The organism is Streptomyces sp. NPDC001222, from assembly GCF_042896945.1.
In the GTDB taxonomy this organism is placed as follows: domain Bacteria; phylum Actinomycetota; class Actinomycetes; order Streptomycetales; family Streptomycetaceae; genus Streptomyces; species Streptomyces gibsoniae.
This window is the reverse complement of sequence record NZ_JBIAXT010000020.1, coordinates 67,827-93,127: the sequence shown is the minus strand read 5'-3', so window position 1 is coordinate 93,127 and position 25,301 is coordinate 67,827. Positions and strand designations below refer to the sequence as shown.

The 25,301-nt window shown below is 70.0% G+C and carries 20 protein-coding genes; 17 read left to right on the top strand and 3 right to left on the bottom strand.

The features are described from left to right. Positions 1-71 precede the first annotated feature (71 nt). From ACFY2Z_RS25270 to ACFY2Z_RS25225, 10 genes are all read left to right on the top strand, one after another. Positions 72-2,567 (top strand): ATP-binding protein, encoded by a 2,496-nt coding sequence (locus tag ACFY2Z_RS25270; RefSeq protein ID WP_390746375.1) that lies wholly within the window; start codon positions 72-74, stop codon positions 2,565-2,567. Positions 2,568-2,980: 413 nt separating this feature from the next. Beyond that, entirely contained in the window at positions 2,981-3,388 is a 408-nt protein-coding gene (locus ACFY2Z_RS25265; RefSeq protein ID WP_390746374.1) for an NAD-binding protein, read from the top strand. A 201-nt stretch (positions 3,389-3,589) separates the two neighbouring features. After that, on the top strand, positions 3,590-3,679 hold the full coding sequence (gene kdpF / locus ACFY2Z_RS25260; RefSeq protein WP_016434100.1) for a K(+)-transporting ATPase subunit F: 90 nt from the start codon (positions 3,590-3,592) through the stop codon (positions 3,677-3,679). 8 nt (positions 3,680-3,687) lie between these two features. Further along, entirely contained in the window at positions 3,688-5,352 is a 1,665-nt protein-coding gene (kdpA, locus tag ACFY2Z_RS25255) for a potassium-transporting ATPase subunit KdpA (RefSeq protein ID WP_390746373.1), read from the top strand. Continuing rightward, positions 5,349-7,481, top strand: a complete 2,133-nt coding sequence (gene kdpB / locus ACFY2Z_RS25250; protein WP_390746372.1) for a potassium-transporting ATPase subunit KdpB — start codon at positions 5,349-5,351, stop codon at positions 7,479-7,481. Before kdpA ends, kdpB begins: the two co-directional genes overlap by 4 nt. Before the next feature lie 5 nt (positions 7,482-7,486). Further along, positions 7,487-8,155 (top strand): potassium-transporting ATPase subunit C, encoded by a 669-nt coding sequence (locus tag ACFY2Z_RS25245; RefSeq protein ID WP_390746371.1) that lies wholly within the window; start codon positions 7,487-7,489, stop codon positions 8,153-8,155. A gap of 131 nt (positions 8,156-8,286) precedes the next feature. After that, a complete protein-coding gene (locus tag ACFY2Z_RS25240; protein WP_390746370.1) occupies positions 8,287-8,970 on the top strand; it encodes a response regulator in 684 nt (227 codons plus the stop codon). 1 nt (position 8,971) lies between these two features. Further along, on the top strand, positions 8,972-11,515 hold the full coding sequence (locus ACFY2Z_RS25235) for a DUF4118 domain-containing protein (RefSeq protein WP_390746369.1): 2,544 nt from the start codon (positions 8,972-8,974) through the stop codon (positions 11,513-11,515). Positions 11,516-11,787: 272 nt separating this feature from the next. Further along, positions 11,788-13,611, top strand: coding sequence for an APC family permease (locus ACFY2Z_RS25230; RefSeq protein WP_390746368.1), 1,824 nt, complete (start codon positions 11,788-11,790; stop codon positions 13,609-13,611). 18 nt (positions 13,612-13,629) lie between these two features. After that, a complete protein-coding gene (locus ACFY2Z_RS25225; protein WP_390746435.1) occupies positions 13,630-13,893 on the top strand; it encodes an LLM class flavin-dependent oxidoreductase in 264 nt (87 codons plus the stop codon). 93 nt (positions 13,894-13,986) lie between these two features. Here ACFY2Z_RS25225 and ACFY2Z_RS25220 read toward each other — a convergent pair whose 3' ends face one another. Next, a complete protein-coding gene (locus ACFY2Z_RS25220; RefSeq protein ID WP_390746367.1) occupies positions 13,987-15,228 on the bottom strand; it encodes a MalY/PatB family protein in 1,242 nt (413 codons plus the stop codon). Between the two features lie 195 nt (positions 15,229-15,423). Between ACFY2Z_RS25220 and ACFY2Z_RS25215 the strand changes: the two genes are divergently transcribed. The 4 genes from ACFY2Z_RS25215 to ACFY2Z_RS25200 all read left to right on the top strand — a co-directional run bounded on the left by ACFY2Z_RS25215 (position 15,424) and on the right by ACFY2Z_RS25200 (position 20,198). Beyond that, positions 15,424-16,842: an MFS transporter gene (locus tag ACFY2Z_RS25215; RefSeq protein WP_390746366.1), complete on the top strand. Its 1,419-nt coding sequence runs from the start codon at positions 15,424-15,426 to the stop codon at positions 16,840-16,842. Positions 16,843-16,998: 156 nt separating this feature from the next. Further along, on the top strand, positions 16,999-17,562 hold the full coding sequence (locus tag ACFY2Z_RS25210) for a DUF2243 domain-containing protein (RefSeq protein WP_390746365.1): 564 nt from the start codon (positions 16,999-17,001) through the stop codon (positions 17,560-17,562). Beyond that, the gene (locus tag ACFY2Z_RS25205; RefSeq protein WP_390746364.1) at positions 17,562-18,395 is read left to right on the top strand and encodes a cytochrome c oxidase assembly protein; all 834 of its coding nucleotides are present in this window, start codon (positions 17,562-17,564) and stop codon (positions 18,393-18,395) included. Before ACFY2Z_RS25210 ends, ACFY2Z_RS25205 begins: the two co-directional genes overlap by 1 nt. 165 nt (positions 18,396-18,560) lie before the next feature. Continuing rightward, positions 18,561-20,198 carry a TauD/TfdA family dioxygenase gene (locus ACFY2Z_RS25200; protein WP_390746363.1) on the top strand — a complete coding sequence of 546 codons (1,638 nt, stop codon included), beginning with the start codon at positions 18,561-18,563 and terminating at the stop codon, positions 20,196-20,198. A 101-nt stretch (positions 20,199-20,299) separates the two neighbouring features. Here the strand turns inward: ACFY2Z_RS25200 and ACFY2Z_RS25195 are convergent, their stop codons facing one another. Both ACFY2Z_RS25195 and ACFY2Z_RS25190 read right to left on the bottom strand, forming a co-directional pair. Beyond that, a complete protein-coding gene (locus ACFY2Z_RS25195) occupies positions 20,300-21,085 on the bottom strand; it encodes a GntR family transcriptional regulator (protein WP_390746362.1) in 786 nt (261 codons plus the stop codon). A 143-nt stretch (positions 21,086-21,228) separates the two neighbouring features. After that, a complete protein-coding gene (locus tag ACFY2Z_RS25190) occupies positions 21,229-22,047 on the bottom strand; it encodes a CAP domain-containing protein (protein WP_390746361.1) in 819 nt (272 codons plus the stop codon). A gap of 1,192 nt (positions 22,048-23,239) precedes the next feature. Here ACFY2Z_RS25190 and ACFY2Z_RS25185 point away from each other — a divergent pair. The 3 genes from ACFY2Z_RS25185 (at position 23,240) to ACFY2Z_RS25175 (ending at position 25,238) form a co-directional block, all read left to right on the top strand. Continuing rightward, complete coding sequence (locus ACFY2Z_RS25185) at positions 23,240-23,737, top strand: GNAT family N-acetyltransferase (protein WP_390746360.1); 498 nt, start codon at positions 23,240-23,242, stop codon at positions 23,735-23,737. A gap of 156 nt (positions 23,738-23,893) precedes the next feature. Then, positions 23,894-24,487, top strand: coding sequence for a hypothetical protein (locus ACFY2Z_RS25180; RefSeq protein WP_390746359.1), 594 nt, complete (start codon positions 23,894-23,896; stop codon positions 24,485-24,487). 127 nt (positions 24,488-24,614) lie between these two features. Beyond that, complete coding sequence (locus tag ACFY2Z_RS25175) at positions 24,615-25,238, top strand: DinB family protein (RefSeq protein WP_390746358.1); 624 nt, start codon at positions 24,615-24,617, stop codon at positions 25,236-25,238. The last annotated feature ends 63 nt before the right edge of the window (positions 25,239-25,301 follow it).

Below are 25,301 nucleotides of genomic sequence, written 5' to 3'. Positions count from 1 at the left end.
ACGGCTTCCTTGAGAGGAGGAGCCCTCCCGCGAAGGGGAGTTGGATCAGTGAGCGGAGCGCGTCGGCGGCGATGAGTGACGTACGGCCCGGACGACTGAAGGTCTACCTCGGGGCGGCCCCGGGGGTGGGCAAGACCTATCGGATGCTCGACGAGGGGCGGCGCCGTGCCGCCCGCGGTGCCGACGTGGTGATCGGTTTCGCGGAGTGCCACGGACGCCCGCACACGGAGGCGATGCTGGACGGCCTGGAGACGGTCTCCCGGGCCTCCTGCACCTACCGGGGCGGGCAGTTCCAGGAGATGGACGTGGCCGCGGTGCTCGCCCGGCGTCCGCAGGTCGCGATCGTGGACGAGTTCGCCCACAGCAACGTCCCCGGCGAGGGCCGCAACCCCAAGCGCTGGCAGGACATCGAGGAACTCCTCGCGGCGGGCATCGATGTGATCACCGCGCTGAACATCCAGCACCTGGAGTCCCTCAACGACGTGGTCGAGAAGATCACCGGGGTGCCCCAGCACGAGACCGTGCCGGACGAGATCGTACGACGGGCCTGGCAGATCGAGCTGGTGGACATGCCGCCCGAGGGGCTGCGCCGACGTATGGCGCACGGCAACGTCTACGCCCCGGAGAAGATCGACGCGGCCCTCGCCAACTACTTCCGGCCGGGCAATCTCACCGCCCTGCGACAGCTGGCGCTGCTGTGGGTGGCCGACCGGGTCGACGAAGCGCTCCAGGAGTACCGGTCGCAGCACGGCATAGGCCGGGTGTGGGAGACACGCGAGCGGGTGGTCGTCGCCCTGACCGGCGGCCCGGAGGGCGACACCCTGGTCCGCCGTGCCGCACGGATCGCGGACCGGTCGGCCGGCGGGGATCTGCTCGCCGTGCATGTGGCGCGCAGCGACGGGCTCGCGGCCGGTGTCTCGCACGCCTCGCTGGCCCGCCAGCGCAGGCTCGTGGAGGACCTCGGCGGCAGCTACCACTCGATCGTCGGCGACGACGTCGCCACCGCCCTGGTGGAGTTCGCCCGCGCCGAGAACGCCACCCAGCTCGTGCTGGGCACCAGCCGCCGCAGCCGGCTGGCCCGGTTCCTCACCGGGCACGGCACCGGGGAGACGGTCACCGAGCTCTCCGGAGACATCGACATTCATCGCGTCACGCACGAGCGGGCCGGACGCGGCACCCTGCTGCCGTCCCGACGGCGCACGCTGTCGACCGCCCGGCTGATCGCCGGCCCGGTGGCCGGCCTGGTGCTGCCGCTGCTCCTCACAGCCCTCCTCGCCCAGCTGCGCGGCACGCTGAATCTGACCAGCGAGGCCCTGCTGTTCCTGCTCGCCGTGGTGGGCGTGGCCTGTATAGGCGGCGTCGCCTCGGCGGTGATCGCCTCGGTGACGGCGTCCCTGCTTCTGAACTACTGGTTCATCCCGCCCGTCGGACAGTTCACCCTGGACGACCCGAACGCGCTGGTGGCCCTGTCGGTTTTCGCGATCGTGGCGGCGACCGTGGCCGCGGTCGTCGACCGGTCCCTGCGCCTGTCGCGCCGCTCCGCCCGGGCGACGGCCGAGGCGGAGACCATGTCGTCCCTGGCCGGCAGCATCGTGCGCGGAGAAGCCACCATCCCGGCCCTGCTGGACCGGACGCGCGAGACCTTCGGCATGGAGTCGGCGGACCTGGTGGAAGAGCCACCCGATACGGCCGGGGTCACGGCCGTACCCGCGGGCCCCGGTGCCTACCTCGCGCTGCGCGGCCGTACTCTCTCCTCCTCCGAACGGCGGGTGCTCGCCGCGTTCGCCGCACACGTCGGCTCCGCCGTCGAGCGGGCCCGGCTGGCCGAGGCGGCCGCCGAGGTCGAACCCGTGAAGGCCGCCGACCGGCTGCGCACGGCCCTGCTGCGGGCCGTCGGCCACGATCTGCGCACCCCGCTCGCCGCCGGCTGGGCCGCCGTCACCTCCCTGCGCAGCCGCGACGTCGCCTTCTCCGAACAGGACCGCGACGAACTCCTCGCCACCGCGGACGAGTCCATGGCCAAGCTCAATCGCCTGGTGGAGAACCTCCTCGACCTCAGCCGCCTGGAGGCCGGCGTCCTCACCCTGAATCTTCGGGCGACCTTCCTGGAGGAGGTGCTGCCCCCGGCCCTGGCGGACGTGCCGGAGGTCGAGGTGGCCGACATGGAGGAAATCCCGCCGGTGGTGACCGACCCGCCCCTGCTGGAGCGCGTGATAGCCAACCTGGTCGGCAACGCCGCCCGCCACACACCGCCCGGGAAGAAGGTGCTGGTCACCGCCAGCGCCCTGGCGGGCAGGGTGGAGCTGCGGATCGTGGACCGGGGGCCCGGTCTGCCCGTCGACGGCCGGGAGCGGCTCTTCGAGCCGTTCCAGCGGCTGGGCGACACCGACAACACCACCGGCCTCGGCCTCGGCCTCGCGCTCGCGCGAGGCCTCACCGAGGCGATGAACGGCACTCTCAGCCCCGAGGACACCCCCGGCGGCGGCCTCACGATGGTGGTGTCGCTGCCGTTCGCGGGACCGACGACGGGTGCCGAACCGACCGGGCAGAGCGTAGGACATGCATGATGGTCCCTCGCGGGACCAGCACGCTGAGGCCTGTCGTCAAACTCCCGCCTGCCCTGCGACGCCATGCACGCCCCCCCACGCTCGGCGTCGCTCGCGCGGGCGGTGCCCCCACCGCCGCACCGGGCGAAGCCCCACGTACGTCCAGTACGACGGCTTCCGCCCGTCACTCCCGCAAGCTCTTCGAGCAGGGGGTACCCCCAGAGCACGCACCTGACGCCGCAGGGCCGCCCTCCGGGCGACGACGCGAGTTCGACGACAGGCCCTAGGGGCGCCGGGCACGAGGGGTGTTCCTTACGCGATCCTGACACCGGACCGGCCGCCCGCCGGGAACCATGCACAGCTCCGGCCGTGCACTTTCTGATGTGACGTCAACTCATCATCAGGATCGGCAGCTTGGCCGGCGTTCGCACCACATGGTGATCTGCGGTGACGACGGGCTCGCGCACCGGCTCGCCTTCGAACTGGACGCGGTGTGCGGTGAGGTCGTCACCGTGGTGCTGCCGTCCCGGGACGACGAGTACGGTGCCGGGATCGCCGCACTGCACGACGACCCGCGGTCACCGGTCGAGCTGCTCGTCTCCGCGCGCCCGGACGAACGGACCCTGCGGGCCGCCGGTGTCGAGCGGGCCGCCGCGCTCGCCCTCACCTACGGCGACGACCAGGTCAACATGACCGCCGCCCTGCTGGCACGCACCCTCAACCCGTCCGTGCGGCTGGGGACGCGGATGTTCCACCGCGAGCGCGGTCGCCGCGAGGCCGTATGGAGCGTGGGTCACCGACTGTCACGATCCGCTACCCATCGGTATGGACAGAGGCCGTAAGAATCCCGTCAAAGCCGTAGGGGCGGCCGTAAGGGACGCATCAACGGCGACCAGATCCGGCCAGCGGGGCGGTTTCCTCTAACCGTCCCGTTTCAACCGAACCTCATTCCAGGAGTTCACGATGGCCGATGTGGCCTTCGTCGTCACCGTGCTCGCGGCTTTCGCGCTGGTGGCTGTTGTCGCCAAGGGGGTGACGAAGCTGTGACTGCCGAGAACATCGTCGGTCTGGTCGTGGCCGTCGCCCTGCTGGGCTATCTCGTCCTCGCCCTGATCTTCCCGGAGAGGTTCTGAGCACAGACATGGGTCCCGAACTTGCGGCTCTTCTCCAGCTGCTGGCGCTGATAGGCGCTCTCGCGCTGGTCTATGTCCCCGTCGGCAACTACATGGCCCGGGTCTACTCCTCGGACCGGCATCTGCGTGTCGAGAAGTGGATCTACAAGGGTATCGGCGCCAATCCTGATGCGGAGATGCGCTGGCCGGCGTATCTGCGTGGTGTGCTGGCCTTCTCGGCGGTCAGTGTTCTCTTCCTCTATCTGCTGCAGCGGCTGCAGGGTGTGCTGCCCGGTTCGCTGGGTTTCTCCTCGGTGAACCCGGCGCAGTCGTTCAACACGGCTGTGTCGTTCGTGACGAACACGAACTGGCAGTCGTACTACGGCGAGCAGACCATGGGTCATGTCGTGCAGACGGCCGGTCTGGCGGTGCAGAACTTCGTGTCGGCCGCGGTGGGTATCGCGGTCGCGGTGGCTCTGGTGCGTGGCTTTGTGCGTTCGCGCACGGGCGAGCTGGGCAACTTCTGGGCCGATCTGGTGCGGGGCACGCTGCGGATCCTGGTGCCGGGTGCGGTGGTCGCCGCGGTGATCCTGGTGGCGTGTGGTGCGATCCAGAACTTCTCCGGTGTCCATGCGGTCGGCCAGTTCATGGGCGGCTCGCAGCAGTGGAACGGCGGTGCGGTGGCCTCGCAGGAGGCGATCAAGGAGCTCGGCACCAACGGTGGCGGTTATTTCAACGCCAACTCCGCTCATCCTTTTGAGAACCCGACGCCGTTCACGAACCTGTTCGAGATCTTCCTGCTGCTGGTGATCCCGTTCTCGCTGACCCGCACGTTCGGTGTGATGGTGGGTTCGGTGAAGCAGGGGTATGCGATCCTCGCCACGATGGCCACGATCTGGCTCGGTTTCACCGTGCTGATGATGTGGACGGAGTTCGCCCATCACGGTCCGGCGTTGCAGGCCGCGGGTGGGGCGATGGAGGGCAAGGAGGTCCGCTTCGGGGTCGGCGGTTCGTCGATCTTCGCGGTGTCGACCACGCTCACCTCGACCGGTGCGGTCGACTCCTTCCATTCCTCCTTCACGGGTCTGGGTGGCGGGATCACGATGCTGAGCATGATGCTCGGCGAGATCGCGCCGGGTGGTACGGGTTCCGGCCTCTACGGCATTCTGATCATGGCGGTCATCGCGGTGTTCATCGCGGGTCTGATGGTGGGGCGTACTCCGGAGTATCTGGGCAAGAAGATCGGGGCCCGGGAGATCAAGCTGGCGGCGATCTACATTCTGATCACTCCGGCTCTGGTGCTGGTGTTCACGGCGGCCTCGATGGCTCTGCCGACGCCGCCGCACTCGATGCTCAACTCCGGCGCGCACGGTTTCTCCGAGGTGTTGTACGCGTTCACCTCGGCGGCGAACAACAACGGTTCGGCGTTCGCGGGTCTGAATGCGAACACCGACTGGTACAACACGATGACCGGTCTGGCGATGCTGCTGGGCCGTTTCCTGCCCATGGTGTTCGTCCTGGCGCTGGCGGGTTCGCTGGCGGAGCAGAAGCCGGTCCCGGTCACCGCGGGCACCCTGCGCACGGAGAAGCCGTTGTTCACGGGTCTTCTCGTGGGCGCGATCCTGATCATCACCGGTCTGACCTACTTCCCGGCTCTCGCGCTGGGTCCGCTGGCCGAGGGGCTGGCGTCATGAGTACCCGTATAGAGAAGTCAGAGGACTCCATGTCCACAGCCACTCCCACTCGGGCGCCGCACACGGACGCCCCCACCGGGCACAAGCCCGCAGAGGGCCGTGTCGGCGCGGGCCTCTTCGACCCCAAGCAGTTGGTCAGGTCGCTGCCGGATGCTTTCCGCAAGCTCGATCCGCGGGTGATGGTCAAGTCGCCCGTGATGTTCGTGGTGTGGATCGGCTCGGTGCTGACCACCGTCTTCTCCTTCAAGGACCCGGGCGACTGGTTCGGCTGGGCGATCAGTGCCTGGCTGTGGCTGACCGTGATCTTTGCGAACCTGGCGGAGGCGGTCGCCGAGGGCCGTGGCAAGGCGCAGGCCGACACGTTGCGCAAGGCCAAGACGGACACGATCGCGCGGCGTCTGGCGGGGGGCACGGAGGAGCAGGTTCCGGGTACCGAGCTGAAGATCGGAGACCTGGTGGTCTGCGAGGCGGGTGACATCATCCCCGGTGACGGTGACGTCATCGAGGGTGTCGCGTCCGTCGACGAGTCCGCGATCACGGGTGAGTCCGCTCCTGTGATCCGTGAGTCCGGTGGTGACCGTTCCGCGGTCACCGGCGGCACGAAGGTCCTGTCGGACCGGATCGTCATCAAGATCACGACGAAGCCCGGTGAGACGTTCATCGACCGTATGATCAGCCTGGTCGAGGGTGCGGCGCGGCAGAAGACGCCGAACGAGATCGCGCTGAACATCCTGCTGGCCTCGCTGACGATCGTCTTCCTCCTGGCGTGTGCGACGCTGCCGCCGTTCGCCGACTACGCCGGCACCCATCTGACGATGGTGGTGCTGGTGGCGCTGCTGGTGTGTCTGATCCCGACCACGATCGGCGCGCTGCTGTCCGCGATCGGTATCGCGGGCATGGACCGCCTGGTCCAGCGCAATGTGCTGGCCATGTCCGGTCGTGCGGTCGAGGCGGCCGGTGACGTCTCCACGCTGCTGCTGGACAAGACCGGCACGATCACCCTGGGCAACCGTCAGGCCGCCGAGTTCGTGCCGGTGCGCGGGACGACGGAGGCGGAGGTCGCGGACGCCGCGCAGCTGTCGTCGCTGGCGGACGAGACGCCCGAGGGGCGTTCGATCGTGGTGCTGGCGAAGGAGAAGTACGGGCTGCGTGAGCGGCACCAGGGCGAGCTGGCGCACGCGCAGTGGATCGCCTTCACCGCCCAGACCCGTATGTCGGGTGTGGACGTGGACGGCAGGAAGATCCGCAAGGGCGCCACGGCCTCGGTCATCGCCTGGGTCCAGGAGCAGGGCGGCACCGTCGCCGACGATGCGGACGGCATCGCCAACCGCATCTCCGAGGCGGGTGGTACCCCGCTGCTGGTCGCGGTCCAGGACGGCGAGGGCGCCCGGGTGCTGGGTGTCATCCACCTGAAGGACGTCGTCAAGGACGGCATGCGGGAGCGGTTCGAGGAACTGCGCCGGATGGGTATCAAGACGGTCATGATCACGGGTGACAACCCGCTGACCGCGAAGGCCATCGCCGAAGAGGCGGGTGTGGACGACTTCCTGGCGGAGGCCACGCCCGAGGACAAAATGGCGCTGATCAAGCGGGAGCAGGCGGGCGGCAAGCTCGTCGCGATGACCGGTGACGGTACCAACGACGCTCCGGCGCTGGCGCAGGCGGACGTCGGTGTGGCGATGAACACCGGTACGTCGGCCGCCAAGGAGGCCGGCAACATGGTCGACCTGGACTCCAACCCGACCAAGCTGATCGAGATCGTGGAGATCGGCAAGCAGTTGCTGATCACGCGTGGTGCGCTGACGACGTTCTCCATCGCCAACGACGTCGCGAAGTACTTCGCGATCATCCCGGCGCTGTTCGCGGCGGTCTACCCGGGCCTGGACAGGCTGAACATCATGCATCTGTCCTCGCCGGACTCCGCGATCCTGTCCGCGGTGATCTTCAACGCGCTGATCATCATCGCGCTGGTGCCGCTGTCCCTGCGGGGCGTGCAGTACCGGCCGGTGAGTGCGGACAGGATGCTGCGGCGCAACCTTGGGATCTACGGTCTGGGCGGCCTGGTCGCCCCCTTCATCGGGATCAAGATCATCGACATGCTCATCTCCCTCATCCCCGGAATCGGCTGATCGCCATGAACAACTCGGTATCCGCCACGGTGCGGTTGCTGTGGGCGGGGCTGCGTGCCCTTCTCGTGCTGACCCTGGTGACCGGTGTCGTCTATCCGCTGGTCGTCACCGGTATCGCCCAGGGGCTGTTCCCCGGCAAGGCGAACGGTTCGCAGATCGAGGCGGACGGCAAGGTCGTCGGGTCGTCCCTGATCGGGCAGGCCTACAACCTGCCGTTGAAGAAGGGGCAGCAGACCCCGGACGCGGACCTGAAGTGGTTCCAGGGCCGGCCTGCCAACGGTCTCGGTGCGAACAGTGTGAACACCCGGTACAAGCTGTTGCTGTCGGGTGCCACCAACCTCTCCGCCGACAACAAGAACCTCATCAAGCAGGTGCAGGACGCCAAGGCCGCGGTCGTGAAGGACAACTCGGTCTCCGGTTACACGGTGCGGCCCTCGCAGGTGCCCGCGGACGCGGTGACCTCCTCGGGCTCGGGTCTGGACCCGGACATCTCCACGGCCTACGCCGACCTCCAGGTCCACCGCGTCGCGGCGAAGAACCATCTGCCGCTCGCGCAGGTGGAGAAGCTGGTCGAGGACCACACGAGCAGCCGCACCCTCGGCTTCATCGGTGAGCCCCGGGTGAACGTCCTGGAGCTCAACATCGCGCTCAAGGACCTCGCCGCGAAGCACTGATGGAGTTGTGCTACCCACACGGGAGTCGGGGTCCCGGGAGGCATCCCGGACCCCGACTCCCGCAGCCATGAAGGCGGTTGCCCCGCTTCCGGCGCACACGGCCCGACGCACGACAGGAGAGACGCACACCCATGACCCGGGTGCTCGTGGTGGAGGACGACCCGCAGCTCGTACGGGCCCTCGTCATCAACTTGCAGGCACGTCACTACGGCGTGGACCCGGCCCCGGACGGGACCACGGCCCTTCGACTCGCTGCCGCGGGCCGGCCCGACGTCGTGCTGCTCGACCTCGGCCTGCCCGACATGGACGGCGTCGACGTCATCAGAGCGCTGCGCGGCTGGACGCGGGTGCCGATCCTGGTGCTGTCGGCGCGTCAGGCGTCCGACGAGAAGGTGGCCGCGCTCGACGCCGGTGCCGACGACTACGTCACCAAGCCTTTCAGCATGGACGAGTTGCTGGCCCGGCTGCGGGCCGCCGTCCGCCGTACCGAGGACACCCCGCTCGCCCGGGAGACGACCGTGGTCGAGACGGAGCACTTCACCATCGACCTGCTCGCCAAGAAGGTCGTCAGGGACGGGCGGGACGTCCGGTTGACACCGACCGAATGGCACCTGCTGGAGATCCTGGTCACCAACCCCGGCCGGCTGGTCGCCCAGAAGCACCTCCTCCAGGAGGTATGGGGCGTATCGCAGAGCAGCAAGACCAACTATCTGCGGGTCTACATGGCTCAGTTGCGCCGCAAGTTGGAGACGGACCCCTCCCATCCCCGCTATCTGATCACCGAGCCCGGCATGGGCTACCGCTTCGAGGAATGACATGGCACGCGGCAAGCTCCGGATCTACCTCGGCGCGGCACCCGGCGTCGGCAAGACGTACGCGATGCTGTCGGAGGCACACCGTCGTATCGAGCGGGGGACCGACTGCGTGGTCGCCTTCGTGGAGCACCACCACCGGCCGCGCACGGAGGTGATGCTGCACGGCCTGGAAGAGGTGCCGCGCAAGGAGATCGAGTACCGCGGCGGCACGTTCACCGAGATGGACGTGGACGCCGTCCTCGCGCGCCGCCCTCAGGTGGCCCTGGTGGACGAGCTGCCGCACACGAACATCCCCGGCTCACGCAACACCAAGCGCTGGCAGGACGTCGAGGAGCTGCTCGCGGCCGGGATCGATGTGATCTCGACCGTCAACATCCAGCACCTGGAGTCGCTGGGCGACGTGGTCGAGTCGATCACCGGCATCCGGCAGCAGGAGACCGTCCCCGACGAGGTCGTACGGCGCGCCGACCAGATCGAACTGGTCGACATGTCACCCCAGGCGCTGCGCCGCCGTATGGCGCACGGCAACATCTACAAGCCGGACAAGGTCGACGCGGCCCTGGCCAACTACTTCCGGCCCGGCAACCTGACCGCGCTCCGGGAACTGGCGCTGCTGTGGGTGGCCGACCGGGTCGACGAGTATCTGAACGAGTACCGCAGCGAGCACCGGGTGTCGGCCATCTGGGGTTCGCGTGAGCGGATCGTGGTAGGCCTGACCGGCGGTCCCGAGGGTCGGACCCTGATACGGCGTGCCGCGCGGCTCGCCGAGAAGGGCGCGGGCGGCGAGGTGCTCGCCGTCTACATCTCCCGCAGCGACGGCCTGACCAGCGCCTCGCCGAAGGAACTTGCCGTACAGCGCACGCTGGTCGAGGATCTGGGCGGGACCTTCCATCACGTCGTCGGTGATGACGTCCCGGCGGCCCTGCTCGACTTCGCCCGCGGTGTGAACGCCACCCAGATCGTCCTCGGGGTCTCGCGCCGCAGGAGCTGGCAGTACGTTTTCGGGCCCGGTGTCGGTTCCACGGTCGCCCGCGAGTCCGGTCCCGATCTGGACGTCCACCTCATCACGCACGACGAGGTGGGCAAGGGCCGCGGACTGCCGGCGGCACGCGGGGCACGGCTCGGACGGTCGCGGCGCATCTGGGGCTGGGTCGCCGGTGTGCTCGGCCCCGCCCTCCTGACCTGGCTGCTCACCAGCCTCACTCCGGAGGTCGGACTCGCCAACGACATGCTGCTGTTCCTGGCTCTTACGGTGGCGGCGGCCCTGCTGGGCGGGCTCTTCCCCGCGCTCGCCTCCGCCGTGGTGGGCTCCCTGCTGCTCAACTGGTACTTCACCCCGCCCATCCACACCCTGACGATCGCCGACCCGAAGAACATCGTCGCCATCGCGATCTTCGTCGGTGTCGCGGTGTCGGTGGCCTCGGTGGTGGACCTCGCGGCCCGGCGCACCCAGCAGGCCGCCCGGCTGCGTGCCGAGTCGGAGATCCTGTCCTTCCTCGCCGGGAACGTGCTGCGCGGCGAGACCACGCTGGAGGCGCTGCTGGAGAGGGTCCGCGAGACCTTCGGCATGGAGTCCGTGGCGCTGCTGGAGCGCACCGGCGAGACGGCGCCCTGGACCTGCGCCGGGAGTGTGGGGCCCGAGCCCTCGGGCGTCCCGGAGGACGCGGACGTCGACGTACCCGTCGGCGACCACATGGCGCTGTCCCTGCGCGGCCGGGTGCTGCCGGCCTCCGATCGTCGGGTGCTGGCCGCGTTCGCCGCGCAGGCCGCCGTCGTCCTGGACCGCCAGCGCCTGCAGCACGAGGCGGACCAGGTCAAGGAACTGGCCGAGGGCAACCGTATAAGGACCGCGCTGCTCGCCGCCGTCAGCCACGACCTGCGCACCCCGCTCGCCGGCATCAAGGCCTCGGTGTCCTCGCTGCGCTCCGACGACGTCGAGTGGTCCGAGGAGGACCGGGCGGAGCTGCTGGCCGCGATCGAGGAGGGCGCCGACCGCCTCGACCACCTCGTCGGCAACCTGCTGGACATGTCCCGTCTCCAGACCGGCACCGTCACCCCGATCATCCGGGAGACCGACCTCGACGAGGTCGTGCCCATGGCGCTCGGCGGGGTGCCCGAGGGCAGTGTGGAACTGGACATCCCCGAGACCCTGCCCATGGTCTACGTCGACCGGGGGCTGTTGGAGCGGGCCGTCGCCAACGTCGTCGAGAACGCCGTCAAGTACAGCCCACCGGGGGAGAAGGTCCTGGTGTCGGCGAGCGCCCTCGCCGACCGGGTGGAGGTGCGGGTCATCGACCGGGGACCCGGGGTCCCGGACGAGGCCAAGGGCCAGATCTTCGAACCCTTTCAGCGGTACGGCGACTCGCCTCGCGGTGTCGGCGTGGGCCTCGGTCTGGCGGTCGCGCGCGGGTTCGTCGAGGCCGTGGGCGGCACGGTGCATGCCGAGGACACGCCCGGCGGCGGCCTGACCATGGTGCTCACGGTGCCGACCTCACCGGAGGGGCGGCCGGAGCGTCCGAGCGTGTCGGCGGCGGCGATGTCCTGAGGAGCTGGCGTCGGGCGGCACGTCTGACGCCCCGTTCCCTGCCCTCCCGTCAGACGTGTCAGCACCCCTCAAGGCCGCCCGGGGCACGCCGGGCACCGCGGGCGTAAGCCTGCGACCGGCCTGCTCCCTCCCGGCTCCCGGGTGGGAGCAGACCGCTCCTCCCGTATCCACACCGACCGACGCCCCGGGCCGCACCGGGAAGCGGACGCCCGCCCCACGACGGAGACTGACTGCGACCGTTCGACTGTCCGACCGGCCCTGACGAGGTCCCGATGGCGTATGGCCTGGCACGACGTGAGCTGAGACCGAGGGTCCCGCTGCGTCCCGGCGAGGGAGAGAAACACCACCTCACCAGCCTGGAAGGGCTGGCCGCGCTGTCACTGGACGCGCTCAGCTCGGTGGCGTACGGCCCTGAGGCGATCGTGCTGGCGCTCGTGGCCGCGGGCACCGGGGCGCTGAGTGCGACCCTGCCCATCACGCTGGCGATCACCTTCCTGCTCGCGGCACTGGTCATCTCCTACGGCCAGGTCATCGCCGTACACCCGGACGGCGGAGGCGCCTACGCCGTCTCGAAGGCCGAACTGGGCCCGACCGCCAGCCTGCTCGCCGCCGCCAGCCTGGTCGTCGACTACGTGCTCACCGTGGCCGTCAGCCTGGCCGCCGGCGCCGACGCGCTGGCCTCCGCGTTCCCCGTCCTCGCCCATGACAAGCTGCTCGTCTGCCTGGTGGGCCTCGCCCTGCTGACGGGCGTGAACCTTCGCGGCGTCACCGAGAGCGCCCGGGTGCTGATGCTGCCCACCGTGCTGTTCATCGTGGCCATCCTCGGAATCGTCGTCCTCGGCCTGCTCCGCTCACATCCCGCGGCCGTCGTCGGCACGGCCCAGTCCCTCCCGGCGCACGAGACGCTGGGTCTGCTGCTCGTCCTCAAGGCGTTCTCCTCCGGCTGCTCGGCCCTGACCGGTGTGGAGGCCATCGCCAACGCCGTGCCGACCTTCCGTACCCCCAGGTTCAGGCGCGCCCAGCGCACCGAACTCATGCTCGGTGCCCTGCTGGGGATCATGCTGGTCGGCCTGGCCGTGCTGATCCGCCGCGACCATGTGGCCCCGCGCGGCGGCGTCACCGTACTGGCACAGCTCACCGCGGGCGCCTACGGCACCGGCTGGGCCTACTACGCCACCGACATCATCGTCACCCTGGCGCTGCTTCTCGCCGCCAACACCAGCTTCGGCGGACTGCCGGTGCTGATGAGCCTGCTGGCCCGCGACCACCGGCTGCCCCACCTGTTCGGGCTGCGCGCCGAACGCCCCGTCTATCGCTACGGCGTCGTCGCCCTGGCCCTGATGGCCGCCCTGCTGCTCATCGCGGTCAACGCCGACACCCACCGGCTGATCCCTCTCTTCGCCATCGGCGTCTTCATCGGCTTCACCCTCAGCCAACTCGGCCTCGTCAGGCACTGGGCCAGGCAGAAGCCCGAGGGATGGAAGCGGCGCGCGCTGATCAACGGTACCGGGGCACTGCTGACGACCCTGGCCGGCGTCATCCTGCTCACCACGAAGTTCCTGGAAGGCGCGTGGGTCGTCGTCATCGCCGTCCCGCTGATGATGCTGCTGTTCGCCCGGATCCAGCGCTACTACACCGAGGTGGGGAAGGAGCTGGGACTCGGCCGTATCCCCGGTCCGCCCGACCGGCGTACAGCGAGCCTGGTCATCGTTCCGCTCGGCGACGTCAGCAGACTCGCGCGGCACGCCATCGGCGCCGCCCTCGCCCTGGGGGACGAGGTGATCGCCGTCGCCGTCCAGGCCGACCCCGACAGGACCCGCGCTCTGCGGGAGACGTGGGAGCGCTGGGACCCCGGTGTCCGGCTCGACATCATCGACAGTCCGCACCGCTCCCTCGTACAGCCGATCGTCGACTATGTGCAGCGCGCGGCCCAGGACGGAGACGGACGCCAGATCGCCGTCCTCATCCCGGAGGTGGAACCCCGCCACCGCCGCTACGAGATCCTCCAGAACCAGCGCGGACTGCTCCTCGCCACCGTCCTACGAGCGCGCACGGACGTGGTGGTGTGCATGCTCCCCTACCGACTACGTGTCTGAGCCTGGCGACGCCGCGGACTGCCCCCTGGCAACTGGATCACCCTGTCGGCACTCGCCCAGGCGACGCGACGACTGCGTCTGGGCACGCTGGTCACCGGCATTCACCATCGGCATCCAGCGCTGCTCGCCAACATGGCGGCCACGCTTGACGTCATCTCAGGCGGTCGGCTGGAACTCGGCATCGGGACCGGCTGGAACCAGGAGGAGTCCCACGCCTACGGCATCGAACTCGGCAGCCCACGACCGCGCAGCGGCCGCTGCGAGGAGGCCTGTGAGGTGTGACCGCCCTGCTCCTCCCGTTGCCCTACTCGCCGCACGTCCTCGAGCCGCTGGCGGACGAACTGGCCGGCATGGGCCGACCGGGAACGCCGTCCGTCACAGCTCGCGCAGCGCCCGGCCCATTCTGGTCAGGGCCTCACGCAGTACGTCTGGTGACGTCGCGAAGTTGAGTCGTACGCACCCCGCCCCGCCGGAACCGAAGACATGGCCGGAACTGAGGGCCACTCCGGCCTTGTCCAGGAACATCCTCGCCGGCCCGGCCACATCACTCACCACCCCGGGACCATCGGACCGCTGGTCGCCGTGCAGTCCCAGCTCCGTACAGTCCAGCCAGGCGAGATAGGTGCCCTGCGGCGGCCGGTAGCGAACGCCGGGGAGGTGTTCCTCGACGAGTTGACCCAGCAGACGCCGGTTGGCGTCGAGGCCGAGGAGCAGTTCGTCGAGCCAGTCCCCTCCGTCGCGAAACGCCGTGGCGTGGGCGATGACCCCCAGATGGCTGGGGCCGTGGCTGACCTCTTCGGGCATGCGGCGCAGGTCGTCGGCCGCCTCGCTGCCGGCGATCGCCAGCGCGGCCTTGAGACCGGCGAGGTTCCACGCCTTGGACGCCGAGATCAGCGCGAAGGCGTTCTCGGCGCCCGGAACGCAGAGAAAGGGCGTGAAGGCGGCCCCGGGCAGCACCAAAGGGGCGTGGATCTCGTCGGACACCACCCGTACGCCGTGCCTCCGGGCCAGCTCGGCGACGTCTCTAAGCTCCTCCCGGGTGTGGACGACACCGGTCGGGTTGTGCGGGTTGCTCAGGAGGAACGCCGCACGGCGGCCCCGGCTTCGGGCTCGTACGAAGGCGTCTTCCAGGGTGCCGAGATCGATCCTGAGATCCTGTCCGAGCCTTGCCTCGACGACCTCCCGGTCGGCGTGCGTGATGAACGCGTAGAAAGGCGGATACACCGGTGAGCACACGACCACGGCGTCACCCGGGTCGGTTGTCAGCCGGAGCACTTCGACGATCCCCATCATGACGTCCGGCACGATCGCCGTATGGGCGATACGCAGGTCCTCCCAGCCCCATCGCGCGCGGGCGAACTCCGCGAGCGCCTCGGCATAGGCGCTTCCATGCGGGTACCCGGTGTCGCCGAGGTCGATCGTCGTGTGCAGCGCTTCGACGATGGGAGGCGCGAGAGGCACGTCCATCTCCGCGACCCACAGCGGGAGCACATCCTTGGGGTACACGCGCCACTTCATGCTCGTACGCTTCTGCAGTTGCTCAAGAGACAACTGTGTGAGGGGATTCGCGCGACCGCTCTTCGCGTCGTCGGGACCCGCCCTCTCCCTGCGATCCATTGGTCTGCGCTCCCGTGGCCGTGTAGAAGCGTGCTCCTGAGTTCGTGGGCACTCTCATAGTGGCTCTGCTCGGCGCCTTCTGCTCCTCCGCGTGCGGGCACCTCTCCGCCGAACGCATCCGCAGTATGGGACATGTGTCCTTTAGTGTGGCGTTTGTGCAGGCGGGATCTTCGTGGGCGGGAGGGAGCCGGGGACGTGGCGTACGCGGAGTCGGCCGATGGCGGTGAGCCCCCGCCCCCTCCTGTGTCGGTCCCGCAGGCCGGGCGGCGGTCCCCGGCACCGCTGCTGGCGGTGTGCTCCGGGTACTTCATGGTGATCCTGGACGTGACGATCATCAACGTCGCCGTGCCGGTGGTGGGCCGGGACCTGTCCGCCTCGCTCACCGGTATCCAGTGGATCACGGACGGGTACACCATGGTCTTCGCCGGGTTGCTGATGACCGGCGGCGCGCTGGGCGACCGGCTGGGCAACCGTCGGATCTTCTGTTCGGGCGTGGCGGTGTTCACCGTGTCCTCCGCCGCGTGCGCGTTCGCGCCGACGGCCCCCTTTCTGGTTGCGGCCCGGCTGGTGGAGGGGCTCGGCGCTGCGCTGATCGTGCCCGGCTCCCTGGCCCTGCTCCAGCAGGCCTACCCGGCGCCGGCCGCACGCTCACGAGCCTTCGGTCTGTGGGGATCGATGGCCGGTATCGCGGCCTCGGCCGGGCCGCTGCTGGGCGGGCTCCTGGTCTCGACCGTGGGCTGGCGCTGGGTCTTCCTCATCAATCTGCCCGTCGGCGTGGCCTGCCTGCTGCTGACGCTGCGGCACGTGGCGCCCTCGCCCCGGAACGCCGACCGGGCTCTGGACCGGCCGGCCCAGTGCGCCGTCGTGGCGGCCGTGGGGTTGCTGACGGCCGCGCTCAACGAGGCCGGACGACGCGGCTGGTCCGACCCCGCCGTTCTCGCCGGGCTGGGCCTGGCCGCCTCAGCCGCCGTGGCGTTCGTGCTGCGCGAGCGGCTCGCCCGGTCGCCCGCCCTCCCGCTGAGCCTGCTGCGCTCACGCGCGATGAGCGGCGGGGCCGGCATCGGTCTGCTGTTCAACTTCGCCTTCTACGGGATGGTGTTCACCGCCAGCCTCTCCTTCCAGCACCAGCGCGGCTTCAGCGCCCTCGTCACCGGGGCGGCCCTGTTCCCGGCGGTGGCGATGACCATGTTCGCCTCCGTCCTGTCCGGGCGGCTCAGCCGCCGCACCGGCGATCGTCCGCTCGTCGTCTCCGGCATGCTGCTGGCCGCCCTCGGACTGGCCGGCTGGGCCGCGGCGGGAGCAGCTCCCGCCTACCCGTTGCTGGTGGCACCCATGATGGCCGCCGGGTTCGGTACGTCCTTCGCCCTCACCGGCTCGACCGCCACCGTGATGGGTGCCGCGTCACCGGCATACGCCGGGGCCGCCTCCGCCCTGTTCAACACCACCCGCCAGGTCGGCAGCGCCACCGGCGTGGCACTCGGGGGAAGCCTCCTGGCCACGCACACCGACTACGGCGCCGGGCTGCGCACCAGCATGGCCATCGGCGCACTTGCCTATCTGAGCGCCGCCTGCCTGGCATGGCGGTGCGTGCCGACGGACTCCGAAGCCGCGTAGGCCGTACCAGGGCTGCCGAACGGGCCGGAGCGGTCCCCGTCTGCGCGTAGGCCGTGCGGAGGAACCGGCCGCTCCAGGGGCACCAGGGCCGCCCGGCCGGGAAAGCACACAGGGGGAGGACCGGCAGACCCACACGGACGAGACGGAGACAGGGCGATGGCGACCACCACCGCGAGCGGGGCCCGGACCAGTCTGGAGCCGGCCAGTCTTCAGCTGCCGGGCATCGTGCTGGGGGTGGGGCTGGGCGGGTTCCTCGACGGCATCCTGCTGCACCAGCTCCTGCAGTGGCACCACATGCTGAGCAGCACCAACCACGACCGCATCGGCGTCAAGTACTACAACCCCCACACGGTCTCCGGGCTGGAGATGAACACCCTCTGGGACGGCATCTTCCACGTCGTGTGCTGGATCGCCGTCCTCATCGGCCTCGCGATCCTGTACTCCCGGGTCACCCACAACCGCCGCCGGATGTGGACGTCTCGGGTGCTGTGGGGCTGGATCCTGGTGGGCTGGGGCCTCTTCAACCTCGTGGAAGGCGTCCTGGACCACCACATCCTCGGTATCCACCATGTCCACGGCGGCCCCTACCAGGTCTGGTGGGACATCGGCTTCCTCGTCCTGGGCGCCCTGCTGGTCGCGGGCGGCTGGCTCCTTCAGCGCAGTGGGCAGCCCTTCGACCCCGACGCCCCCACCCCCCGCCTCGCGGGATCACCCGCGTGATGGGCCACGACACACATCACCTCCACCACGGCGCCGGAAGCGGCCTGCCGGAGACCCTGCTGCCGGCGCTCGCCCTGCTGGCGTGCGCCGGCGTCTACCTTCGCCTCGCCCGCCTGGCCCGGCTCCGGAACCCGGTGCGGGGCTGGAGCCCCTGGCGTACGGCCTGCTTCACCATGGGCCTGGTCCTGCTGGCGGTGGCGATCCTGCCGCCGATCGCACCCCTCGCCCACACCGACTTCCGCGGCCATATGGCCCAGCACCTGCTGATCGGCATGTACGCCCCGCTCGCCCTGGTGCTCGGCGCCCCCGTCACCCTTGTGCTGCGGACGCTGCCGGCACACCGCGCCCGCCAGGTCACCGCGGTCCTGCACAGCCGGGCCGCCCGCCGGTCGGCCCATCCGGCAGTCGCCCTGCTGCTGTCCGCCGGCAGTCTCGCGGTCCTCTACTTCACACCGCTCTACGACGCCGCCATGGCCCGTCCGGCCGGGCACTGGCTGCTGCACGCCCACTTCCTGGTGTCGGGCTGCCTGTTCGCCTACGTCATCGCCGGCCCCGACCCGGCCCCCGCCCGCCCCGGCGTCCGCGCCCGGCTGGTCTACCTCGGCTGCGCCGTCGCCCTGCACGCCGCCATCGCGCAACTGATGTACGGGGGCATCTGGGTCGACATCCACGCCCCCATCCCTGAGGTCCAGGGTGGTGCGGAAATCATGTACTACGGCGGTGACATCGCCGAGCTCCTTCTCGCCGCCGCCCTTGTGACCACCTGGCGCCCCGAACGCCGCTCCCAGCCGGCCGCGCAGGACCACCCGTCCTACCGTCCCGCGCGGACGTGACGCCCACGGGCTCGCGGCGTCCGGCACGGACGTTGATGCCCTCAGCCGTGATCTCCTGCACAAGTGGCGGGATTCGCCTGGCCGCCATCTTCGAGCCACTCCCAGGACGTGTCCGGCTGTGACGGTCGGAGAAGTTGGCTATACAACTTTGCCCGAGGAGTGAATGTGTCCCCTCTGCCCGCTTTCCCGATCGGCGACCTGCCGGTGATGTGGCTCCGCGACAACTGCCCCTGCACCCGGTGCCGCGATCCGCGCTCCGGCCAGAAGCTGTTCCAGATCGGGTCCCTTCCCGACGGGCTGCGGGTCGCTGCGGTGGCTGCCGCCGACAGCACCGGGGAGCCGGCCGTCGAGGTGACCTGGGACCCCGACGGGCACCGATCGACGTACCCGCAGGCCTGGCTGGAGGCCCATCGGCCCGGGGGACCGGAGCACCGGGACCGGCGCACCGAAGCCGGCAAGGAACTGTGGACGGCACGCGATCTGACCGGCCGGGTGCCCACGGCGGCCTGGGACGAGTACCTGGCCGAGCCGGCCCTGCGGGCGCGGTTGCTGGAGTCCGTGCTGCGGCTGGGCTTCATGGTGCTGCGCGGGGTGCCCGCGCGCGAGGGCCAGGTGCTCGCCGTGGCGGAGACCTTCGGCTACGTTCGTGAGACCAACTACGGCAAGCTCTTCGACGTACGCGTCGAGCCCGACCCGAACAACCTCGCCTTCACCTCGGTCGCCATCACACCGCACACCGACAACCCGTACCGGGACCCGGTTCCGACCCTGCAGCTGCTGCACTGCCTGGTCAACGACGCGGCCGGCGGGGACTCAGGCCTCGTCGACGGGTTCGCCGCAGCCGCGCTGCTGCGGCGCGAGGACCCGGAGGCGTTCAAGGTGCTCTCCCGTACACCCGTACCGTTCGTCTTCCGTGACGCGGGGACCGAACTGCGCGCCGACCGTCCGCTGATCGACACAGACCCGCTGGGCCGCGTACGCGAGGTGCGCTACAACAACCGTTCGATCGGCACCCTGCGGCTCTCTGCCGACGCACTGGAGGCGTTCTACGCGGCCTACCGCACCTTCGCGGAGCTGCTGCTGCGCCCGGAGCTGCGTCTGGACCTGCGCCTGGTGCCCGGTGACTGCCTGGTGTTCGACAACACCCGGCTGCTGCACGCCCGTACCGCGTTCGCCCAGGACGGGGCGCGTCACCTCCAGGGCTGCTACGCCGACCTGGACGGGCTGGCGAGCACCCTGGCCGTACTGCGCCGCGCGGACACCCTGGAACAGCTGGCCGAACTGTTCGCCGGGGCCGGGGCGACGGAGTACCTGGGCGAGCCGGTCTCCATGGCCCAGCACATGCTGCAGGCCGGGGCCAGGGCCGAGGCCGCGGGTGCCCCGCCGCATCTGGTGGCCGCCGCGCTGCTGCACGACGTCGGGCATGTCGAGGATGACGTCGTCACCGGCCGGGAGCTGATGTCCGGCAACGACAACCGGCACAGTCACACCGGTGCCGACGTGCTGGGCCGCTGGTTCGGGCCGGAGGTCACCGAGCCGGTTCGGCTGCACGTGGCCGCCAAGCGCTATCTGTGCGCGGTGGAACCGGGCTACCACGACCGGCTGTCGGAGGCGTCGAAGTACACGCTCGCGGTCCAGGGCGGCGTGATGACCGCTGCGCAGGCGGCCCAGTTCGCCGCGCTGCCGGGCGCGGCCGACGCGGTCGCCGTCCGCCGCTGGGACGACGAGGCCAAGGACCCGGACGCGGTCACCCCGCCGTTCGAACACTTCCTCCCGCTGCTGACCGCGCTGCTGCGCGGCTAAGAGCTCCGGACAAAATGGGGGTCCGATCAGCTCGCGGCGTCTGGTGCGTGCGAGCGTGCGTGCCAGACGCCGCGAGCCGGACTCCCAATTTGTCCGGAGCTCTAAGCACCAGGGGTTGCCGTGCCGGGCCGGTGGCGGCGGCCCAGGGTGGAGGTGGCCACGGAGTTGTGCACGGTGAAGGCGATGGTGCCGGGCAGGTAGCGGTCCTCGGACCACTCCACCGGCACCCCCGCCGGATCCGTCGTGCGGCGCCGCTCGCGCAGCAGGACCTGCCCGGGCGGACACTCCAGCAGCCGGGCGTCATCACCGTCGGCCCACGCGAGATCGATGGTGTGGTCGGCGTCGGTGAAGAGCACTCCGTGGGTGACAAGGGCCTCGGTGTGCGAGACGACGTCCGGCGGCAGCTCCGCCACCAGTGCGCCCACCCGGGCCGGGTAGAGGGACCGTTCGACCATGACCGGCTCCCCGGACAAGGTCCGCAGCCGCAGCACCAGATACACCTCCGCCCCCGGCTCCAGGCCCAGCTGCCCGGCTTCGAAGGGCTCGGCCGACCGGCGCACCACGCGGTCCAGCCGGCCGCCCGGCGTCTCGCCGATGGAGCGCGCCCAGTTGGTGAAGCTCAGCAGCTCCGAGAAGCTCTGCGCCCGGGGACCGCCCAGCACCGTGCGCGGAGTGCCGCGCCGGGAGGTGACCAGACCGTCCGAGCGCAGCACGGCCAGCGCGTGCCGGATCGTGCCCCGGGAGACGCCGTAGCGCTCGGCCAGCGTCCCCTCGGGAGGCAGCTTCGCACCGGTGGCGTACTCGCCCGCGATGATCGCCTCGCGTAGTTCGGCCGCGACCCTCCGGTAGCGCAGCTCGCTGTCCGGGCTGCCGTGCTCCTGCCGCACCGTGTCTCCTGGGCCGCTCATGGTCGTGCGGGCCGGAAACCCGGCCCCCAGCAGACCCTACCGGCCGAGGAGGGGCCGGATCGGGGTCGTAGCCGATGAGCGGTCATGCCACGTCGTGCCTCATCCAGGGTGCGCGGTGCCGCTCACTGGGCGGTGCCGAAGTCCTGGGTCCAGTAGCTGTTGGGCTGGGCGAGGCCGACGCCGATCTCCTTGAAGTCGCAGTCGAGAATGTTGGCCTTGTGGCCGGGGCTGGCCATCCAGCCCGCCATGACCTGCTCGGGAGTGGCGTAACCGTAGGCGACGTTCTCGCCGTAGGTGCGCCAGCTGTAGCCCGCCTGGCTGATCCGGCCGCCCGGGGAGGAGCCGTCGGAACCGGTGTGCGACATGTTCTGGTGGGCCGCCATGTCGTCGCTGTGGGCCTGCGCGACCTTGGTGAGGGTCGCGTTCACGGTCAAGGCCGAGCATCCGACCTTGGCGCGCTCGGCGTTGACGAGTTGGACGACGCGGGCGGTGACCCCGGAGGCCGTGGCGGTGGCCGCGGGCGCCGTGGGGGAGGCAGCAGCTGCCGTGGCGGTCGCCGTCGGGGTGGGGGTCGCCGTGGCCTTGGGGGTGACGGCGGTCGTCGTCGCCCGGAGCTGCTGGGCGGCCTCGCTCTGCGTGGGGCGGGGACGCACGGGAGCCTTGCGCTTGGGCGCGGCCTTCCGAGTGCGCTTGATGGTGGTCGGAGACTTCGACGGCGTCGTGCTGGGCACGACGTTCACTTCGCCGTAGAGGAGGTGCGGCCGGTCCGGGTGGCTCCAGGAAACCGAGGTCGAAGCCTTCGCGTCGTTGTGGGTCTGCTTTCCACCGCCGCCCTGCCAGTCGACACACGCCAGAGCGGCGCTCGGCGCGCCCACGACTCCCACGGCGACGGTAGCCACGATTATTCGCCGGTAACGGCTGTCCTTGCGATGCTTTCCCATGCGTGACCTCAAGATCCGCTCCTGATCTGCGGCGACCTCCTGCCGGGTCGATTCTTAGGAGCGCGCCGCAGAGAGAGCAAAGAGCCTTCTTACTACCCCGCTTAGTAGGTCAGGACGGCCCTTGCGGCGGGCGTGAGGGCATGCTGGTCCGGCCGGAGTGGCCTTGAGGCAAGTCTGTTGTCGCGTCAGAAGGCTGCGGCCTTTGCGAAATGTGCGAAGGGGCCGAGCACGCGGAACACCTCAGGGCCCGGCCTGTCATACGTGGGGATCAAGCCGGACAAATTCCGTTTTGTCGGCAAGGTGCTTTCTACTATCGGGCACGTCTAGATCGCGCATTGCTGTGAGGGATATCACCGAACCTTCAAGCCTGTCCCGAAGAAGTCGTTCAGTGTCCCGCAGCCCGGGCCAGGGCGTGGTCGGCCGGAGCGGCCGGTGCGGCGACGCGATCGGCTGGGGGAGGCCGGCCGGCGACGAGGTCGACACCCTCACCGGCCCACACCGGCAGCGGCGGCACATCGCCTCGTGCCACATCCGCCCGGGGGCCTGCCGGGCCCGGGGGTCCGCGGCGAGTTCCGCTTCCCGGCCCCGCGAGCGATCGAGGTAGGGATGGCCGAGAGTGGGAGCCAAGAGCCATCGGGACGATCCAGTTGGCGGACCGGTGCTCCTACACACTGACCACCGTGCACAACACGGGTCCCAGCCTCGACGCCAACGGGCCGCCCGTCATCACCACCCCCATCACCCTCAGGGGCGGCAGGAACACTGCGCGGGAGGTCTACCAGAGTTCCATCATGGGGGCGCATTCACGGGCGTGGGCAGGACACGGAAGGCCCGGAGCCCGTACCGTACGCACGACCGGATCCCGCACGGTCCGCGCGCGGAGCCTGCACGGCCCACGCACACGGACCTCGTACCGGGGCCCAGGGCCAGGGCGGCACCGAGGCCGCTTGCGCTCGACATGAATTTCGTGGGGCTACTCCGCAGGTGGGCGAGGACCAGCACCGCACCGTAGACATCTGCGGCACACGTACACATGCCGACACCACCGCGATGAGCGCGGCACCCCACTGATGCCTCATCACCACCCGATCGAACAGACGGGTCGGACCAGGTGGGGGCAATGCCGGAACGCCTCAAGCACCCCTTCCAATCTCGGTTGCGAGCAGAACCCGTCCTGGAGCATCGTCTTGGCATGATCGAACTGACTTCTCCGGGACCGGATGACTGGCCGCTGTGGCGCGCGCTGCGGCTGGCGGCGCTCACCGAGGCGCCGTATGCCTTCGGCTCGACGTTGGCGGAGTGGCAGGGGCACGGCGACCGGGAGGAGCGCTGGCGGGCCCGTCTCGGCATTCCCGGCGCTCGCAACGTCGTCGCAGTCTCGCAGGACGGCCCGGTCGGTATGGTCAGTGGCGTCCCGGCCGAAGATCCGGATGTCGCAGAGTTGATCTCTTTGTGGGTCAGTCCCACGGTTCGCGGTCAGGGGGTGGGAGACCTCTTGGTCGAAGAGATCGCGCGGTGGGCTGTGCTGAGAGATGCCAAGACCTTGCGGTTGTCGGTGATGCCGGACAACCGTGCCGCCATCGCGCTCTACGAGCGTCATGGTTTCAAGGACACCGGAGAGCCGGGCGACCTGTCGCCGGACGGCGTGCGCAGGGAACTGGTCCTGGCGAAGGTTCTTGATTCCGCGTAGTCACGTCACGGTTCGGTCGGCGTCGTAGTGAGGTGCGCAGGTGGGTCGGGGTGACGGTTCCACCGCATGCTCGGCCTGCTGGGCGAGAACAACGGACCGTGCGACACGGAACCCCGGGCTGTGTGGATCCCTCTCACCCCCCGAAGGGGGACACACATGAAGATCACAATTCGGCGGATGCCCGTAGTCGCGGCACTCGTCTGCCTCTGCCTGCCGCTGGTCTCCTGCGGTACGGAACACGCAGGGGCGCGAGCGGTCGCCACATCTGGACCGGGATCGTCTGCGGCGGGCGACACGAGCGACGATCAGACGCTGCCGGACACGACCTCCGACGACCAGAACCTTCCGGACGAGACGAGCGACGATCAGACGCTGCCGGACACGACCTCCGACGACCAGCAGGACCCCGGCCCTCCCATGGGGGACACCACGGACGACGACGGGGGCGTGCCGACGGCCGGTCCGCACCGCTGGTTCCCGATGCTCCGCGAATTCCGCGCGTACCTCTCAACGGACGCTCCAGAAGCGGACGCCGCCATCGCCGCCCACGTGACGGGCGCCTACATCCGCACGCCCGCGGACAGCACCCGCAGCACCGCCGTGGTCCGGGTCGACTACGGGGTGATGGAACAGGACGACGCGGACCGCACAGCCGAAGTGTTCGCCCACTGGCGGGATTCCGTCTACGGCGATCACGGCCACGTGGATGTCCTGGGCCCGGCGAAGACCACCGCCCAACGGGACTGGTAGCCGTCGACCGCTGAGGGCGAGGGCATTGCTGGACGCGTGAAGTGGCATCAGAAATCGAGACGCGGCTGTAAGCCGGCTGTGGCAGGGTGGCGGAACGTCCCTGGGCCCGTTCGACACAGGAGCGTCGATGACGACACCGCCCCGACTGCATCCCCTGCTGGAGCAGTTCGACTTCGCCCGCAAACGCCTCGCCGACCGTATGACAGGGCCGGTCATGGACAGCGGCGACGGGACGGACACGGAGGTCGGCGGCCCCATGACCGACGACGAGTACCTCTGGGAACCGGTGCCCGACTGCTGGTCCGTACGGCGGCGCGTGGACGGGCCGGGGTCGCGCGCGACTCTCCTCGCGGGCACCGGCGACTGGGGACGCGACGCCGCCTCCTACCCGCACCCTTGGCCACCGCCCTTCACCACCATCGCGTGGCGCCTGAGCCACCTCAGCGAAATGCTGGCCCTGCGCGCCGACCACACCGTCGGCAACCGCGCGCTGACCCGGGACGACTACCCCGTCAGCGGGGACGCCGCGGGGGCGGTCGCGGCCTTCGACACCGCTGCCGCGGCTTGGCGGACGGCCCTGCTGAGCGTTGACGACGCCGCACTCGACACCGTGGGGTACTGCACCTACCCGCACGGCAGCGACCCGGAGGAGCCGTTCGTCGACATCGTGTGGTGGGTCAACCAGGAATTGCTGCACCACGGGGCTGAGATCGCCCTGTTGCGCGACCTCTACCGAGCCCGACCGCAGTGACCCCGTCGCCGGCGGATTGCTTGCTGAGCGATGCCCAACTGGAGTGGGGGCGGGCAGAGGACC